Source organism: Tamlana crocina (genome assembly GCA_040429635.1).
GTDB classification, from domain to species: domain Bacteria; phylum Bacteroidota; class Bacteroidia; order Flavobacteriales; family Flavobacteriaceae; genus Flavisericum; species Flavisericum crocinum.
The window spans coordinates 1,298,091-1,314,985 of sequence record CP158972.1; the positions used below are offsets into that span (position 1 = coordinate 1,298,091).

At 36.7% G+C, this 16,895-nt stretch carries 19 protein-coding genes and 2 tRNA genes; 12 read left to right on the forward strand and 9 right to left on the reverse strand.

Annotated features, from left to right (window positions below; translation table 11 throughout):
* The first annotated feature begins 23 nt into the window (after window positions 1-23).
* From ABI125_05835 to ABI125_05870, 8 genes are all read left to right on the forward strand, one after another.
* Window positions 24-212 (forward strand): hypothetical protein, encoded by a 189-nt coding sequence (locus ABI125_05835; GenBank protein XCF07376.1) that lies wholly within the window; start codon window positions 24-26, stop codon window positions 210-212.
* 59 nt (window positions 213-271) lie between these two features.
* A complete protein-coding gene (locus ABI125_05840; GenBank protein ID XCF07377.1) occupies window positions 272-550 on the forward strand; it encodes a hypothetical protein in 279 nt (92 codons plus the stop codon).
* A gap of 363 nt (window positions 551-913) precedes the next feature.
* Window positions 914-1,192 (forward strand): hypothetical protein, encoded by a 279-nt coding sequence (locus tag ABI125_05845; GenBank protein XCF07378.1) that lies wholly within the window; start codon window positions 914-916, stop codon window positions 1,190-1,192.
* A gap of 116 nt (window positions 1,193-1,308) precedes the next feature.
* Entirely contained in the window at window positions 1,309-1,719 is a 411-nt protein-coding gene (gene ruvX, locus ABI125_05850) for a Holliday junction resolvase RuvX (GenBank protein ID XCF07379.1), read from the forward strand.
* 77 nt (window positions 1,720-1,796) lie between these two features.
* Window positions 1,797-2,387 carry a peptide deformylase gene (gene def, locus ABI125_05855; GenBank protein XCF07380.1) on the forward strand — a complete coding sequence of 197 codons (591 nt, stop codon included), beginning with the start codon at window positions 1,797-1,799 and terminating at the stop codon, window positions 2,385-2,387.
* A 54-nt stretch (window positions 2,388-2,441) separates the two neighbouring features.
* Window positions 2,442-2,873, forward strand: a complete 432-nt coding sequence (locus tag ABI125_05860; GenBank protein XCF07381.1) for a DUF5606 domain-containing protein — start codon at window positions 2,442-2,444, stop codon at window positions 2,871-2,873.
* A 105-nt stretch (window positions 2,874-2,978) separates the two neighbouring features.
* Entirely contained in the window at window positions 2,979-3,644 is a 666-nt protein-coding gene (locus ABI125_05865) for a Crp/Fnr family transcriptional regulator (GenBank protein XCF07382.1), read from the forward strand.
* An 81-nt stretch (window positions 3,645-3,725) separates the two neighbouring features.
* Window positions 3,726-4,595 (forward strand): anti-sigma factor, encoded by an 870-nt coding sequence (locus ABI125_05870; protein ID XCF07383.1) that lies wholly within the window; start codon window positions 3,726-3,728, stop codon window positions 4,593-4,595.
* Window positions 4,596-4,657: 62 nt separating this feature from the next.
* Here ABI125_05870 and ABI125_05875 read toward each other — a convergent pair whose 3' ends face one another.
* The 7 genes from ABI125_05875 to ABI125_05905 all read right to left on the reverse strand — a co-directional run bounded on the left by ABI125_05875 (window position 4,658) and on the right by ABI125_05905 (window position 9,857).
* Window positions 4,658-5,803: a lycopene cyclase family protein gene (locus ABI125_05875; GenBank protein ID XCF07384.1), complete on the reverse strand. Its 1,146-nt coding sequence runs from the start codon at window positions 5,801-5,803 to the stop codon at window positions 4,658-4,660.
* An 8-nt stretch (window positions 5,804-5,811) separates the two neighbouring features.
* Window positions 5,812-6,261 (reverse strand): beta-carotene hydroxylase, encoded by a 450-nt coding sequence (locus ABI125_05880; protein ID XCF07385.1) that lies wholly within the window; start codon window positions 6,259-6,261, stop codon window positions 5,812-5,814.
* A 9-nt stretch (window positions 6,262-6,270) separates the two neighbouring features.
* The gene (locus ABI125_05885; GenBank protein ID XCF07386.1) at window positions 6,271-7,110 is read right to left on the reverse strand and encodes a phytoene/squalene synthase family protein; all 840 of its coding nucleotides are present in this window, start codon (window positions 7,108-7,110) and stop codon (window positions 6,271-6,273) included.
* On the reverse strand, window positions 7,107-8,579 hold the full coding sequence (gene crtI, locus ABI125_05890) for a phytoene desaturase family protein (protein ID XCF07387.1): 1,473 nt from the start codon (window positions 8,577-8,579) through the stop codon (window positions 7,107-7,109). The genes ABI125_05885 and crtI overlap by 4 nt, the downstream gene beginning before the upstream one ends.
* A 41-nt stretch (window positions 8,580-8,620) precedes the next feature.
* Window positions 8,621-9,520, reverse strand: coding sequence for a MerR family transcriptional regulator (locus tag ABI125_05895; GenBank protein XCF07388.1), 900 nt, complete (start codon window positions 9,518-9,520; stop codon window positions 8,621-8,623).
* Between the two features lie 115 nt (window positions 9,521-9,635).
* Window positions 9,636-9,720 (reverse strand) — tRNA-Leu (locus ABI125_05900).
* Between the two features lie 64 nt (window positions 9,721-9,784).
* A tRNA-Lys gene (locus ABI125_05905) sits at window positions 9,785-9,857 on the reverse strand.
* A gap of 146 nt (window positions 9,858-10,003) precedes the next feature.
* Here ABI125_05905 and ABI125_05910 point away from each other — a divergent pair.
* A complete protein-coding gene (locus ABI125_05910; GenBank protein XCF07389.1) occupies window positions 10,004-10,525 on the forward strand; it encodes a shikimate kinase in 522 nt (173 codons plus the stop codon).
* On the opposite strand, the gene ABI125_05915 is transcribed toward ABI125_05910, so the two are convergent.
* Window positions 10,517-11,020 carry a phosphoribosyltransferase family protein gene (locus tag ABI125_05915; protein XCF07390.1) on the reverse strand — a complete coding sequence of 168 codons (504 nt, stop codon included), beginning with the start codon at window positions 11,018-11,020 and terminating at the stop codon, window positions 10,517-10,519. The genes ABI125_05910 and ABI125_05915 overlap by 9 nt on opposite strands.
* A gap of 26 nt (window positions 11,021-11,046) precedes the next feature.
* Window positions 11,047-11,418 (reverse strand): RNA-binding S4 domain-containing protein, encoded by a 372-nt coding sequence (locus tag ABI125_05920; GenBank protein XCF07391.1) that lies wholly within the window; start codon window positions 11,416-11,418, stop codon window positions 11,047-11,049.
* Between the two features lie 166 nt (window positions 11,419-11,584).
* Here ABI125_05920 and ABI125_05925 point away from each other — a divergent pair, with 166 nt between their 5' ends.
* From ABI125_05925 to ABI125_05935, 3 genes are all read left to right on the forward strand, one after another.
* Entirely contained in the window at window positions 11,585-12,628 is a 1,044-nt protein-coding gene (locus ABI125_05925; GenBank protein ID XCF07392.1) for an FKBP-type peptidyl-prolyl cis-trans isomerase, read from the forward strand.
* A 365-nt stretch (window positions 12,629-12,993) separates the two neighbouring features.
* A complete protein-coding gene (locus tag ABI125_05930) occupies window positions 12,994-14,376 on the forward strand; it encodes an HTTM domain-containing protein (GenBank protein XCF07393.1) in 1,383 nt (460 codons plus the stop codon).
* On the forward strand, window positions 14,357-16,831 hold the full coding sequence (locus ABI125_05935; protein ID XCF07394.1) for a TonB-dependent receptor: 2,475 nt from the start codon (window positions 14,357-14,359) through the stop codon (window positions 16,829-16,831). The genes ABI125_05930 and ABI125_05935 overlap by 20 nt, the downstream gene beginning before the upstream one ends.
* The last annotated feature ends 64 nt before the right edge of the window (window positions 16,832-16,895 follow it).

A 16,895-nucleotide genomic window follows, 5' to 3' on the forward strand; every position in this document is an offset into this window, starting at 1 on the left:
ACCGTAAACAATAACCCGATTAAATGCAAAAACTCGAATTTTTTGAGGTGTTTTTTAAAGGGCGAAATATGCATTTTATCTTTTCGTCCGTGGACGTTCTGGATGAAATACATAAATTGTTGTTTTTAATCGTCAAAACCATGTTTTTAAACGGTTTATCGGTGAAAAAAGTCATTGTTCTTATAAACGAAAATACGGGTTTGTACAACTAATTTTTTGTGCTCAGGGCTTGTTGTGGATATATATTTGAATCATCAAACAACAAGGAACAATGAAAACCAATCTTTACATTCTAATCGTTTTTTTACTGACAGTTACTTTAGGAAACGCTCAAGATACTGAGAAGGTTGCCACTGTAGAAACGGCTAAGGCTGTTACTGTTGAAGCTAACGAAACTGTAAACAACGATACTTTGTTGATTGATGCTGCCGAGCTTAAAGAAACTGTAGCGCGTTCATCTAGCGATATCAGAATCTATTTGAACAGAAAAAGAAAGGTAAGTAATATTGCTTTGGTTTTTCCTAAAATCAATAAAGCGGTTAAGGCTTAATAAAAACGAATTCAAATTCAATATTAATATTTAAGGTTAAATTTTGTGAGGTTAAGGCTGTCTGTAAAGGCAGCCTTTCAATGGCTAAAACTGTAGGTGTTCGTCTGTTCGATTAAATGCAAAAACTCGAATTTTTGAGGTGTTTTTTAAAGGGCGAAATATGCATTTTATCTTTTCGTCCGTGGACGTTCTGGATGAAATACATAAATTGTTGTTTTTAATCGTCAAAACCATGTTTTTAAACGGTTTATCGGTGAAAAAAGTCATTGTTCTTATAAACGAAAATACGGGTTTGTACAACTAATTTTTTATGCTCAGGGGTTGTTGTGGATATATATTTGAATCATCAAACAACAAGGAACAATGAAAACCAATCTTTACATACTAATCGTTTTTTTACTGACAGTTACTTTAGGAAACGCTCAAGATGGTGAGAAGATTGCCACTGTAGAAACAAATAAGACTGTTACTGTTGAAGCCAACGACAATGTAAACAACGATACTTTGTTGATTGATGCTGCCGAGCTTAAAGAAACTGTAGCGCGTTCATCTAGCGATATCAGAATCTATTTGAACAAAGAAAGAAAGGTAAGTAACATTACTTTGGTTTTCCCTAAAATCAATAAAGCGGTAAAGGCTTAATAAAAGGAATTCAAATTCAAATTAATATTTAAGGTTAAATTTTGTGAGGGAAAGGCTGTCTGTAAAGACGGTCTTTTTTGTTGCACTATATAATGTTACCTTTGCAAAAAGAAACTATGGCACGCATTTTAGCACTAGATTTTGGTACCAAACGAACGGGTATCGCGGTAACCGACGAACTGCAAATTATCGCCTCCGGATTAACCACGGTAAACACTAAAGAACTTATTCCTTTTTTAAAAGATTATCTTTCAAAAGAACAGGTTGAATTATTTTTAATTGGCGAACCCAAGCAAATGGACAATACCGAATCTGAAAGTGAGAAACACATCAAGGCTTTTATTGTAAAACTTCAAAAGGAATTCCCTAAAATTCCAATAAAAAGGGAAGACGAGCGCTTTACTTCAAAAATGGCGGTGCAGACTATGATTGATAGCGGACTAAAGAAAAAGCAGCGGCAAAACAAAGCTTTGGTTGATGAGATTAGTGCCACACTCATTTTGCAAAGCTACCTGTACTCCAAATAAACCCTAAGAATAAAATTCCGTTAAATAGGATGCGAAAATAATAAGAGTTGTATTTTTGCAATTCTAATAAAAAAAGAATGATTTTACCCATAGTTGCTTACGGCGACCCCGTTTTAAAAAAGGTAGCGACCGAAATAGATGCTAATTACCCAAAGCTTAACGAGTTAATAGATAACATGTTCGAAACCATGTACAATGCCTATGGCGTTGGCTTGGCAGCACCGCAAATAGGCTTGCCCATTAGGTTGTTTTTGGTTGATACTACGCCATTTTCTGAAGACGAAGATTTATCGGAAGAAGATCAAAAAGCGCTCGATGGTTTTAAACGTGTATTTATCAATGCCGAAATTGTTGAAGAAGAAGGTGAGGAGTGGGCGTTCAATGAAGGCTGTTTAAGTATTCCGGATGTTCGGGAAGATGTTTTCAGAAAACCAAAAATCACTATCGAGTATCTCGATGAAAATTTTGAGCAAAAAAAGGAAACTTTTGATGGGTTGATTGCTCGTGTGATCCAACACGAGTACGATCATATTGAAGGTATTTTGTTTACCGATAAGCTTTCAACGCTAAAAAAACGTTTGATAAAAGGGCGATTGAGCAACATTTCAAAAGGTAAAATTAAGGTGGACTACCGCATGCGTTTTCCGGCCATGAAAAAGAAAAGATAACATTTGCAAAACATCAATAAACAGTTGATATTTGTGCCTTTCAAAAAATAAAATATGAGTTTAGAAAAAGTCATTTCAATTTCAGGAAAACCTGGATTATACAAATTAATAACCCAAACCCGTGCTGGTTTTGTGGCCGAATCTCTATTGGATAATAAACGCATTTCGGTAAGCGTACAAAACAACGTTAGCGTGTTAAGCGAGATAGCCATTTATACTTTAAATGAAGAAGTGCCACTAAGGGAAGTTTTTGAAAAAATAAAAGAAAAGGAAAATGGCCAGCCAACAAGTGTGAAGCCAAAAGACAGTAAAGATAAGTTGGAAGAATACTTTTTTGAAGTGTTGCCAGAATACGACGAAGACCGTGTTTATGCCAGCGATATTAAAAAAGTGCTGCAATGGTACAACTTGTTGCACAAGCACGATATGCTTAACGATTTAAGCGAAAAAGAAACAGTAAGTGAGTCGGCAGACGAAGAAGAATAGAACATGATAGACTGAAAACCTCCTTGAAAAAGGAGGTTTTGTTTTTTTAGGTGTAAGTTTTACTTATAAATTACGACCACAAGTTTTAATTAAGAATCAAGCCTTATGAAATCGTTGTGGTTTTTTGATGATGTAAATCTTTTTAAAATACTGTGCCCCCATAAATTCAAAACCTACAAATCCGTTCATACTTTAGATTCCTACAAAAAGAAGGACTACATTTATTTTCAGGAAGACTCGGCTAACAAGGTATATCTCATTGAAAAAGGAAAAGTGAAGTTGGGCTACTATAGTGAAGATGGTAATGAAGTGATAAAAGCCATTTTAACCCGTGGAGAGTTGTTTGGCGAAACGGCCATTTTGGGCGAATCCAAACGCGAGGAGTTTGCACAATCCATAGATAACAACACAAGCATTTGTCCGGTAGGCGTCGATACCATGTACAATTTAATGCGAGAAAACCAAACCTTTAGTTTTAAGATTTACAAGTTTATCGGGGTCAAGCTAAAAAGGCTCGAAAGACGATTGCAGATTTTACTTTTTAAAGATGCCAAAACAAGACTTTTAGAATTCCTTGAAGAACTTTGTCTGGATTATGGCTATGATTGCGAAAAAACAGGAGATAAAGTTATTCAACACCCCTATACCCAAAAAGATATCGCTTCGCTAATAGGTACCTCAAGGCCAACACTTAATATTTTACTTAAAGAACTTCAAGAAGAAAACAAGTTGGAATTTTCAAGAAAACAGATAAAGATTTATAAAAAATAATGCTTAATGTTAGCTAGCTAACATTTTGAGATAAAATCATGCTTTAGTTTTGGAGTATATTAAACATTAAAACCAAAAGCTATGATTAAAAAAATGATTTTTGCCTTTACGGCATTGTTGGTGTTTGTAACGTCCTGTAGTAAAAGTGACGATGGGCAAACTACTGCACGTTTAACTTTGAATTTGAACGGACTTGAAGAATTAGGTGATGATTTTGTTTACGAAGGATGGATAATTGTTGACGGTAGCCCCGTTTCAACGGGAACATTTTCTTCGGCAGTGTTTCCGCAATCTTTTAATGTTGATGCAGATCAACTGGAAAAAGCCACAACCTTTGTATTGTCTATTGAGCCAGCCATTGACCCAGATCCAGCTCCAGCAGATACTAAAATATTGGCTGGAGATTTTTCAGGAAATCAAGCTAATGTGAGTTCAGCTGGAATAGTCGCTGATTTTGGAGACGCTTCCGGAAAATATATTTTGGCCACGCCAACCGATGGAGAAGATAACAATGAATTTAGTGGTGTTTGGTTTTTGGATTTAACCAGCGGTTCTCCAGCAGTTGGATTGGATTTACCTACATTGTCTGATGGTTGGAAGTACGAAGGCTGGGCGGTAATCGATGGTGTGCCCGTAAGTTCTGGAACTTTTACTGATGTTGCTGATTTTGATGATAATGCGATGACTACACCGTTTAAGGGTGATTTAAATGATGGACCGCCATATCCGGGAGAAGATTATTTGCAAAATGCACCGTCGGGGCTGACTTTTCCAACCGATTTGCGTGGAGCTACAGTAGTGATTTCGGTTGAGCCTTACCCAGATAATAGCCCTGCCCCATTTACTCTCAAACCTTTGGCGCATATGGTACCTGCCAGTGCAGACCACCATTTTACCATTGATATGGGAGCTGGGCCTGTGATGTATCTTGAAGGAATGGTTAGCCGGTAAGTAGTGTTGATAATTAGTAAAAAAACAAGGGAGATTTGTTAAAATTTCTCTTGTTTTGTTTTTTAAAGCGTTTTTAAAAAAGCTTTTATGAATCGCCACGAAAAAAGCGATTGCATAATTTTGAGTTCTTCCCAAAAGTTAGATTCTTCATCCAAAAATTTAAAAATGATTTTTGGATGATTTTTTTTATAAAATTGGCCGAACAGCCATTCGCCTCTGTGGTTATCGTCTTTCAGTACTTTTAAAAATACTTTATCGTAAAACCGAAAACGCCTTTTAAAAAGCCCTTTTGAGGGCGTGCTGTTCAACTTTAAATTTTCAATAATGATGGAAACTTTCTTTTCGGTATGTTTAAAAGAATAACCGGTTGAGGGTTTTACCCAACCACCACCAGTGCCAATTTTTGTAACATGGTTGGTGTTGAATTTGTAAAACGGAAAAGTGGTCATGGGGATTTGCCCTGTTTCGGTTTCGGTAATGGAGTAGTGGTCAACTTTCAAATAGTTGCGTATATAATTTTCAATAAAACCATCGTAAGTGTCTTCAGAAACTAGGTGCTCGGTAAAATAAGTGAACTCTATTAAGGCTTCATTTTTAGAAAATGGCAAAACGTAAGTGAAGGTAGTTTGCTCGTCGTCTTTCAGCCTAAAATCCATCATGGTAAATGTTTCTTCATCAAAACAATCTTTTTCAGTTTTGATTACCCACCCTTTAAAATGCTGGGTTAACGAAATGTGTTTTTTTGAATTTTTATAAAACGATTCAGGAATTCGGCTATCGAAAATATGATTAGCCGAATAGGTGTTGTTTTCTGTTGTAACGGTTGGTTTTGTTATGGCTTGGACTGATGTTACGGTTTCAGTTATAAATTGAAAATGGGGATGCTTGGCGAGTTGCTTTTTAGCTTCATTGTAAAAATCAATAGCTCGAACAGATTTGTATTTATAGGGTTTTAACGAAAAAGAAATGTTTTCTGTTGAAGTGACTACCGAAGCTTTTCCCCAAGATTTAGAAACGATATTATTCCAATTTGAGGGTTCAGTTTCCCAGAAACTCCAAGTTTTGTCGTTGTTGTTTTTTTCAGAAGGTTCAACCAGTGCGATCCGTTTTTTAGAAAAAAAAGCATCTTCGCTCATTTTTAATGCCAGTTGGAGTCCGGCCAATCCGCAGCCAATAATAATATAATCGAAATGGGCGTGCTGCTCCATTCTAGGAATTATTTTTTGAAATATTTAAAAGGCACGAAAAGCATCCCGAAACATTCGCCATCTTTTTTTCCTAAATGTTTATGGTGCATTTTATGCGCGCGCCTAACACCACGGGCGTACCAGTTGTTGGCGTTTCTAAATAATTTAAAGCGTTGATGGATAAATATATCATGAACCAAAAAGTAGGTGGCTCCATAGGCGAAAATGCCCAAACCAATGGGCAGACAAAACCAAACGTTTTCGTAGCCCCAAAGGTAGAAGCAAACAATACTTACAGCTGCATAGAAAAGAAAAAAAGCATCGTTGCGCTCAAACCAACTATCGTGGTCTTTTTTATGGTGGTCTTTGTGCAGATGCCATAAAAATCCGTGCATGATGTATTTATGGGTAAACCACGCCATAAATTCCATAAAACAAAAGGTTCCTAAAAAAATCAATATCCAATAAACGACCTGCATAGCTATAATTTACAATAAATTTAATTGATATTTTACGTAACTACGCATTAACAGTTCGATTTTTTTGGGATTTGAAACGCGTATTCGGGAATCTTTGATTTTAAGAGCGGGTGTACGTTTCAATTTTTTGAGCAATTGGTTGTAATAGCGATACGCCATAAATACCCCAAACTTAGCTTCAATTGGCAGTTTTTTTATGCCACTCAAGCCTTTCCTGAAATCGGACTCAATGTCATCAATGATTTCTTTTTTACTAGCTTCGTCAAGGTTTTTTAAATCGGTATTGGGAAAGTATGTGCGGTCCAGCCCCTCAAAATCGGCTTTTAAATCTCGTAGAAAATTCACTTTTTGAAAAGCCGAGCCCAAAGCCATAGCTGTTTCTTTAAGTTCGTCATATTTTTGCTGGTCTCCTTTTACAAATACTTTTAGGCACATGAGCCCAACCACATCGGCCGATCCATAAATATAAGCTTTGAATTCTTCTTCAGAAAGGTAAGTGGATTTGTGCAAATCTTGGCGCATGCTTTTCATAAAGGCGTCCACTAAACTTTTGTCGATGTTGTATTTATGGTACGTATGCTGAAAGGCGTTTAAGATAGGGTTTAAACTGATTTTGTTGTCTAACGCCAATTCCAAATCTTCCGAAAACCTGTTGAAAAGCATCTCTTTCGGATAGTCGTGAAACGAATCGACAATTTCATCTGCAAATCTCACAAAACCGTAAATATTGTAAATATCGTTTCTAATGGTTTTGTATAGCATTTTAGTGGCCAACGAAAACGAGGTGCTGTAAGTTTGCGTTACCAATTTACTGGAGCGGTACGATACGGTGTCGAATAAAGCTTTCATAATAAAACGGGATGGTGTTTGGTTATTAAATCGGCTACTAATTTGCCTGAAATCAAAGAAGGCGGAACTCCTGGGCCGGGAACCGTTAATTGTCCGGTAAAAAATAAGTTCTTTACTTTTTTGCTTTTCAGTTTTGGTCTTAAAAATGCGGTTTGCAATAGGGTGTTGGCCATACCATAGGCATTGCCTTTGTATGAGTTGTAATCTTTTATAAAATCATTAACGCAAAAGCTTTCCTTGAAAATAATATCGTTTTCTACGGTTTGAGAAGTGAGGTTTTCAAATCGTGTAATGATTTTATTGAAATATTCTTCGCGTAATTCCGGCGTGTCTTTTAAGCCTGGGGCGAGCGGAATTAAAAAAATTCCTGCTTCCTTGCCATCAGGTGCAGCATTTTGGTCGGTAATACTCGGGAAACTGGCATAGAACAATGGGTTTTCAGGCCATTTTGGATGGTCGTAAATAGCTTCGGCGTGCGTGTCGAAATCCACATCAAAAAATAAAGTGTGGTGGTTTACGTTTTTGAGTTTTTTATCGAAACCAACATAAAATAACAACGATGATGGGGCGAAGGTTTTCTTTTTCCAATAGGATTCAGAATACTGTCTGTAGGCTTTATCTAAAAGGGTTTCGCTGTGGTGGTAATCGGCACCGCTCACCACAATATCCGAAAGATATGTTTTTCCGTTAGACATCACTCCAATAGCTTTGCCATTATCTACGATAATTTTATCGATGGGGTTTTGGGTTTTAATTTTTACACCGAGTTTCAATGCTAGCTTTTCAAGTGCCAAAATAACTTGGTACATCCCCTTTTTAGGGTGAAAGGTGCCGAGTCCAAAATCGGCATAATTCATAAAATTGTAAAAGGAAGGGGTGTCGCTGGGTTTAGCGCCCAAGAATAAAACAGGGAATTCCAATATTTTAACCAAACGTTCGTTTTTAAATTCTTTTCGAACGTCTTTTTTGATGGTGCTGAAAAATTGGTTCAGCTTTTTAATGGTTGCTGGTGTTATTAATTCTAAAGGTGAAACGCCAGGATTGTAAACCAAGTCTTTTATCGCTATCTTATAATTGCTTTTAGCTTCGCTAATGAATTTGTAAAGTTGTTTTGAGCTTCCGGGTTCTTCTTTTTCAAACGCAATAGCTATTTTGTCGAGGGTGTCCTCGATAGTAACATAATCGTTCTTTCCGAAGTAAACACTATAGGCCGGATTGAGTTTTTCTAAAGTATAAAAATCAGAAGGTTTTTTGTCGAAATCTGCAAAAAAGCGCTCAAACACATCAGGCATCCAATACCAAGTGGGGCCAATATCAAATGTAAATCCATCTTTTTTTAATTGTCTTGCTCGTCCGCCAATAGTGGGGTTCTTTTCAAAAATGGTAACGTCGTACCCCGATTGCGCCAAATAGCAGGAGGCTGCCAATGCCGAAAATCCAGACCCGATAATGTTTGCTTTTAATTTCATTGTTCAACAAATATAGATAAAAGTTAAACAAAAATGAAATTTTAAACTGTTTTAACTAAATCTTCAATGGAATTAAAAATAGTAATTTTTTCAGGAATGCTATTTATATTAGTTTCTTTGAATTTTTTTCCAAGTATAAGAAGATCGGTGTTTTCTTGTTTGAGTAATAATTCGTTGAACTGGAGAAGGTAGTCCTGAATATCTTGGGTTTCGGGGTAAATGGTAAAGTAGGAAATAAAAGTGACAATGCTGAAGAATTCCAATACGCCCAGCAAGCTGTCCATAGGTACGCTTTCTCCCAAAAATATGGTATGGTAACCTTTACTGCGCAATTGATAGTTTATAAAAAGGAGACCAATATCATGGATTTCATTTTCGGGCAAGAACAGTACAAAAGTTTTAGAATCTGGTCGCGGCTCTAAAATCTGAAGCCTTTCAATATTAAGGAGAATCTTTTGTTTTATGTGTATGGACAAAAAATGTTCGTGTGCGGGTGTTATGGTATTGGTTTGCCATAAAAGACCAATTTCCTCTAGTAGCGGAAGGAACACGCTGTAAAAAATGTCATTAAAACTTTTAGTTTCCAGTAGGTTGTTATAAGTGTTGTAAAATAAAGTTTGATCGAAATTGATCATCGCTAGCTTTAGGGCGTTGATGGCATGATCTTCAACTTTGGAGCGCGAAGCAATTTCTCTAACTTTTATCGGGATTTCGTTTTCATCTAGTTTTGCAATTTTAGAGATTTTTATCCCGTTGTTGTTTAAATAGGAGATGTTGAGCAACTTTTGCAAGCTGGCCAAATTGTAGTTTCGAATATTCGTGTCCGTTCGGTTTGGACTTAAAAGTTGGTAGCGTTTTTCCCAAATTCGGATGGTATGAGCTTTTATTCCACTGAGGTTTTCTAAGTCCTTTATGCTGAAATTAACTTTTATGTTGTTCATTGATAATTTAATTTCGTTAAACAAAAATAAGCATAATTATCAAAATAATATAGTAAATAGGGATAAAAAGAGTTGAGGTATAGGGAGGTAGGTGTTTTTTTGAAGTGATTTAAAGTGCGCACGAGAAGATTCGAACTTCCACATCCTAAACGGATACTGGCCCCTCAAGCCAGCGCGTCTACCAATTCCGCCACGTGCGCCTTTAATTAAAAAATCCCACTAAAAATAAAAAAAGTTAAGCAAATATGCTTAACTTTTTTTCTGTGACCGGGCTGGGGCTCGAACCCAGGACCCTCTCCTTAAAAGGGAGATGCTCTACCAACTGAGCTACCCGGTCTTGATTTTGCTAGAGCAATTGTATTGCTGTTTGCGGGTGCAAATATAAAACCTATTTTTAATTAAACAAGCCTTTTTTCGAATAAATTTTCGTTTTTTTGCCCTGCAAATAGTTAGGGTTTTAATAATCAATATATAACACAAAAAATGATTATAATATTAATTGGATATATGGCTTCAGGAAAGTCTTCAATAGGCAAAAGATTGGCCAAAAAGCTGAATTATAAGTTTGTTGATTTGGATGATTACATCGAAGACAAAGAAAATTTGTCCGTTTCAAAAATATTCAAGAAAAAAGGAGAGGTATATTTTAGGAAGCAGGAAAGCCATTATTTAAAGAAACTGCTTAAAAAGGACAAAAACATGATATTGGCCGTTGGTGGAGGTACGCCTTGCTACAGCGATAACATGACACTTATTTTGGAAGCCGATGAGGTGAAAAGTGTTTATTTAAAAGCTTCGTTGCCAAATTTGGCCAATAAATTGATGGAGAAAAAAGCCAAGCGACCATTAATTGCACATATCGAAACTCTGGAAGCCATGACGGAATTTATCGGGAAACACCTGTTTGAGCGCATGCCGTTTTACGAGCAGGCAGAAACGCATGTGTCCATTGATGGTAAAGATAAAGATGAAGTGACCAAAGAAGTCGCAGAAAAATTACTCTAAAACAGCCTCAAAGGTTTTACCTTCCAAAACCACATGCACATGTTCGTGCAACGACGTAGATAACGAAATACCCTTAAAATCTGCTTTAATAGGGTATTTTTTGTGGTTTCGGTTTACCAATACAGCCGTTTTAAACTGTTTTAATGGCACATTCAAAAAGTGTTTAACGCCATAAATTAATGTGGTTCCGGAATTTAAAACATCATCAACCAACACTAACGATTTGTTTTCGTAATCCTTTTCAGGAATGGAAGTGCTAATGGCTTTCCACGGATTTTTTTTGTCCATGCTAACCTTGCAGAGTAACACATTCATGTCTGAAATATTCTGTAGTACAGATTTTATTTTTTTTGCAAAAACATAGCCGTTCTTGTCAATTCCCGCTAAAACGATTTCGGTTTCGTTAACGTTACTTTCGTATATCTGAAAAGCAATACGCCTAATCTTATTGGTTATTTCGGTGTGGTTTAAAATCACGTTGCTGTTAACGGCCATATTTTTTGTAAAATTAAGGGATAAAATTACTCATTTTCGTTAGTATAATCATCAATGTCGCGCCTATCTTTTTTGGTAGGGCGGCCGGTGCCTTTTTTTCGGTAGTAATCTTTCGAATATTTTAAAAGCTCGCGAGCTTCAAACTGTTCCTTAGGCGTGGTATCGGTGCGGAAAATATCAACCAATTTGGCACCTACACGGCTTTCGGGAATGTCATTAACTTTCAGTTGGTAGTTTATTTGGTCCTTTCGCAATTCAATACGGTCTTGTGGGTAAACTTCCCTACTGGGCTTTGCCGTATCGCCATTCACTTTTACATGGCCTTTTTTACAAGCCGTAGTGGCAATGCTTCGGGTTTTGTAATATCTAATACACCATAAATACTTATCTACACGCATACAATAATTAATAAAACTACGTTAATGTTTTTGCGCAAGATGCCATTAAAATTGTATCTTGCGACCTCAAAAATAAGGAATATAAAAGACTCTTTTTGCCGAAGAAGGTTTCAAAATTCAATTTCTGGTTTTGCACATATTCCATCAAAAAAATAATTGTTTCAAAATGAATATAAAGAAATTTAGCCTACTTGTTGTTGCTGCCCTTTTTGTTTTTACGGCCTGTAAAAAAGATGACGATGGTGTGGATGTTCCGGTAATTGAAATTAGAGACCGCGCCCAGCAACAAGATGACGATATGGATTCTATTAATGAATATCTAAAAAGTCATTATTATAATAAAAGTCATTTTACAGGAAACAGTGATCCAAGAATTGCCGATTTGATTATTACTGAAATCACAGATGAAGTTATTTCGCCAGAAGCCGACTCATTGCTTATCAACGTTGTCGGAGCGCCAAAAACTACACGCTATGCAGATATAGACTATGAATTTTATGCATGGAATCTTAGTGCTGGGGGAGGTAAATCACCAAGTTTTGCTGATAATATAAGAGTGATTTATGAAGGTTCTCTTTTAGACGGAACTGTATTTGACGTTACTTTCTCTCCTGTTGATTTTGACCTGGCAGGAGATTTAATCTCTGGTTGGAAGAAGGGGTTTCCTTTATTTTCAGCGGCACAAGACTTTGAGATAAATGGGGATGGCACAGTGAACTATATTAATCCTGGAGTAGGGGTTATGTTTTTACCCTCTGGCTTGGCTTATTTTTCAGATTCCAGGCCTGGAGCTACATATGCGCCATTAGTTTTTAAGTTTGAGTTGTACCAAACATTTGTTAATGATCATGACAACGATGGTATTCCCTCATTTATTGAAGATATTGACCAAAATGGAGAGTTAGATGATAATACCGACGGAGATATATCGTCTGTTACTCGTTTGCCATTATATGATTTTGTGGATGCAGATGACGATAACGATGGCATCCCAACCCGAGATGAATTAGAGTCCATAACCTACACAATCAATACTAATATTGGTGAAGTAGAACCAGATTTTGATGGTAGTATGGTAGAGTTCGTTCAAAGCAGAACAGAAACCAATGGTATTATTACCATAAAAACAAAGAAACTGGTTGATTCTAATGGTGATGATAAATGGGATTATCTTGACGATACCATTAAAATAAGGAACAGCAACGATTAATAAAAAAAACGGCAGCCATTGGCTGCCATTTTTGTTCGTAGATGTTAAGACAATCACATGAGTAACATAAAAGACCGTTGTATATTTTGAACATAAAATTTAGTTAGTCACTAGTTCGAGTGATTTTGAGATTATCGAAATCAAAATATATTTTGATTGAAGATACCTAAGCGAAGCTTAAAAAATCGTATCGAGAACTTTTTGGTTACTAAAATTATAATTCTCGATAGCTCTGCTGAGCGCAGCCGAAGTGCAGATTTTTTTTGTTTCAATCGAAAAATACACTCGAATTGACGAATTTTTTCCAAATGCACAGCGGATTGTTAAAATCGGTATTTTTACTATAAGCAGATGAAAATTCAAAAATGAGTTTTAACATCAAAACATACCCAAACCAAAATACGCATGCTGCACCTTTGGCTGTTTTTAGGATGGCTTTTGGGGTTATGATGTGTTTGAGTATTGTTCGGTTTTGGTACCGTGGGTGGATTGAAACTTTATACCTTCAGCCCAAATTCCATTTTTCGTATTACGGTTTCGAGTGGGTAAAACCTTTGGGCAGTTATACCTATTTACTTTTTGTTATCTGCGGAATATCTGCGCTATTGGTTGCCGTGGGGCTCAAATATCGTTTTGCCATCATCACCTTTTTTTTAAGTTTTACTTACATTGAACTGATGGATAAAACCACTTACCTGAACCACTATTACTTCATCAGTCTGCTCAGTTTTTTGATGATTTTTTTACCTGCAAACGCTTATTTTTCCGTTGATAATTTAATCAAAAAACAAAGCTATAGAAACGTTCCAAAATGGAGTATCGATAGCATAAAACTGCTTTTGGGCATCGTGTATTTTTACGCCGGTTTGGCCAAAATAAATTCCGATTGGCTCTGCCGTGCCCAACCCCTAAAAATATGGCTGCCCTCAAAATATGATCTGCCGTTACTTGGCGAGACCTTGATGAACCAAAACTGGTTTCACTACGCCATGAGTTGGAGCGGTATGTTGTACGATTTGTCCATTCCGTTTTTACTGCTTTACAAACGCACCCGTATATTGGCCTTTGTTTTAGTAGTGTTTTTTCATGTGTTTACTCGAGTGTTGTTCCCCATCGGCATGTTTCCGTTCATTATGATCGTTTCCGCATTGATATTTTTTGATGCTGGCTTCCATGAAAAAATTATCGATTTTTTAAGAAGATTTCTGAAAAAATGGTCACTTCGAGCGGAGTCGAGAAATCTCAAATCGATCACAATCAAAGAAAATTTCAACATCAAACGAAAAAAGCTAGTGTTGCCAATCGTTGGCGTATTTTTTGTTATCCAATTATTATTTCCGTTTCGTTATTTGCTATATCCCGGCGAATTGTTTTGGACCGAAGAAGGTTACCGTTTTTCGTGGCGCGTGATGCTGATGGAAAAAATGGGAATTTCAACGTTTAAGATTGTCAATGCCGAAACAGGTGATTTCTTTTATGTGAACAATGCCGATTTTTTAACATCCTTTCAGGAGAAACAAATGAGTTTTCAGCCCGATTTCATTTTGGAATATGCCCATTATCTGGGCGACCACTTTACATCGCAAGGCCATAAAAATGTTCAGGTTTTTGTAGAAAGTTACGTGGCATTAAATGGCCGATTGAGTGCGCCGTTTATTGATAAAACCGTAGATTTGTACGCCGAAAAAGAATCGTTTAAACTCAAAACCTGGATATTACCTTTTACTGATGACATTAAAGGCCTTTAAACTTATTGCCGCACTACTTTTTAGCTTGTCGTTTTATGCACAAAATAGCGTAAATGGTTCGGTTTATCTTCTGAAAAACAACAAACCCATAGCAGGGGTTGAGGTGTACGACAAAACATCCGGTTTGGTGGCCACTACCAATAGTTTGGGCGAGTTTCAGTTCGAAACCATAAAAAAGCACCTCACCTTGGTATTCTTTTCCTTTGAATACGAAGTTGAAGAAGTTGCGATAAACACAGAAGAATCCCAAAATTTAAATATCACTTTAAAGGATTTAACCACCACATTGAGTGAGGTTGAAATCACAGCTAGAAAACGTCGCGTTTTTGAATTACGCCGATTGAACGATGTAGAAGGCACGGCCATTTACGCGGGAAAGAAAACCGAAGTGGTACTGCTGGACGAATCGATGGCAAATTTAGCTACCAACAACGCTCGGCAAATCTACAGTCAGGTAGCGGGTTTGAATATTTACCAAAACGACGATGCTGGTTTGCAGTTGAATATCGGTGGCCGAGGCTTGGACCCCAACCGAACAGCCAATTTCAATACCCGCCAAAACGATTACGACATCAGTGCCGATGTGTTGGGTTACCCCGAAAGCTATTATACTCCGGCTTCCGAAGGAATTTCTGAAATTCAAGTGATTCGTGGGGCGGCTTCGTTGCAGTACGGTACGCAGTTTGGCGGATTGATAAATTTTAAAATGAAACAGCCCAACCCGAACAAATCTTTAGAAGTTATCACAAGAAATACTTTGGGCAGTTATGGGCTTTATACCAATTTTACCAGTTTAAGCGGAACGAAGGATAAATTTAGCTATTATGGCTATTTCAACTATAAAAAAGGAGATGGTTTTCGCCCCAATTCGGAGTTCGAATCCAAAAATGTGTTTGCGCATTTGGGGTATCAGTTTAGTGAAAAAACGTCGTTGACGGGCAATTTTACCCACTTGCACTATTTGGCACAACAAGCTGGTGGGTTAACCGATAATATGTTTTACAACGACCCATACCAAAGCAATCGGGCGCGCAACTGGTTTAAAGTGAACTGGCTACTTTATAACCTTAAATTTGCCCATGAGTTTTCTAAAAATACCAATTTTACTTTTAGTTTTTTTGGACTTGATGCTTACAGAAAAGCTGTTGGTTTTAGGGGGGATCCTTATCCATCTGGTTTGAATAAAAATCCAATTTTAGAAGAAGATTTTGTAGATTCAAACGGTGAATACTTTTATAATAGAGATGTTTTAGTTGGCAATTTTCAAAATTGGGGAGCTGAAGCAAGGTTGTTGACAAAGTATAACCTTTTTGATAAAGAATCGGTTTTCTTGATAGGAAGTAAATATTACAATGCAAATAACTCAAGTCAACAAGGTGCGGGAAGTAAAGGTGTTTCTCCAGAATTCTCTATTTTGAATGAGGAAAATGCAGATTATCCTAATGTTTCAGATTTCAGTTACCCAAATAGAAACCTATCTGTTTTCGGTGAGAACATTTTCAGGTTTACAGATAGATTTTCGGTAACGCCCGGTTTTCGTTTCGAATATATAAAAACACAAAGCGAAGGCGTATATTACCAAAAGAATTATGACAACGCCAATAACTTAATATCTTCAATTGAGAATACAGATAATAGAACTTTTGACAGGAATTTTGTTTTGTTGGGTATAGGGACTAGCTATAAACCTACAGAGGTTGTTGAGCTATATGGGAATATTTCGCAAAATTATAGATCTGTTACTTTCAATGATATTCGGTCGGTTAGTCCAACTTTTATAATTGACGAAAATATCACCGATGAAAAAGGTTTTACTGTAGATTTTGGAGCACGGGGAAAGTTCAAAAAATCTGTTTCTTATGATATGGGACTTTTTGGAGTTAGTTACAAAGAAAGAATAGGTGATATTTTAGACAATAGGGCCAATCGGGTAAGAACTAATGTTGGTGATGCCTTTATTTATGGTTTTGAAGGTTTTTTTGATTGGAACATCTTGGATGTATTTGATAACATTTCTACAAGATATAAATTGAAATTAGGAGTCAATTTTGCCTATATTGAATCTGAATACACAAATTCCTTAAGGAACGGCGTGGAAGGAAACCAAGTAGAGTTCATTCCTAAAGTGAACTTAAAAACCATGCTGAGATTTGGGTATAAAAACCTATTGGGAAGCATTCAATATTCATATTTGTCCGAACAATACACCGATGCCTTTGAATCGGAAAAGGCAACCACGGGCGAACTTAGAGAAGGCGTTATAGGCGAAATTCCGGCATACGATATTTTGGATGTGTCGCTATCCTACAGTTACAAAAACTTCAAGCTGGAAACGGGCATCAATAACCTTTTGGATAATGCCTATTTTACACGTCGGGCAACGGGATATCCCGGGCCGGGCATCATTCCATCGGCACCTCGAAATTGGTACGCCACGCTTCAAATTAAAATATAATGGCGTTCAGAAAAAAAAGTGTGTTTTTTCTTCGTTTTAAATTAAACCTTATCAAAATTTAGTG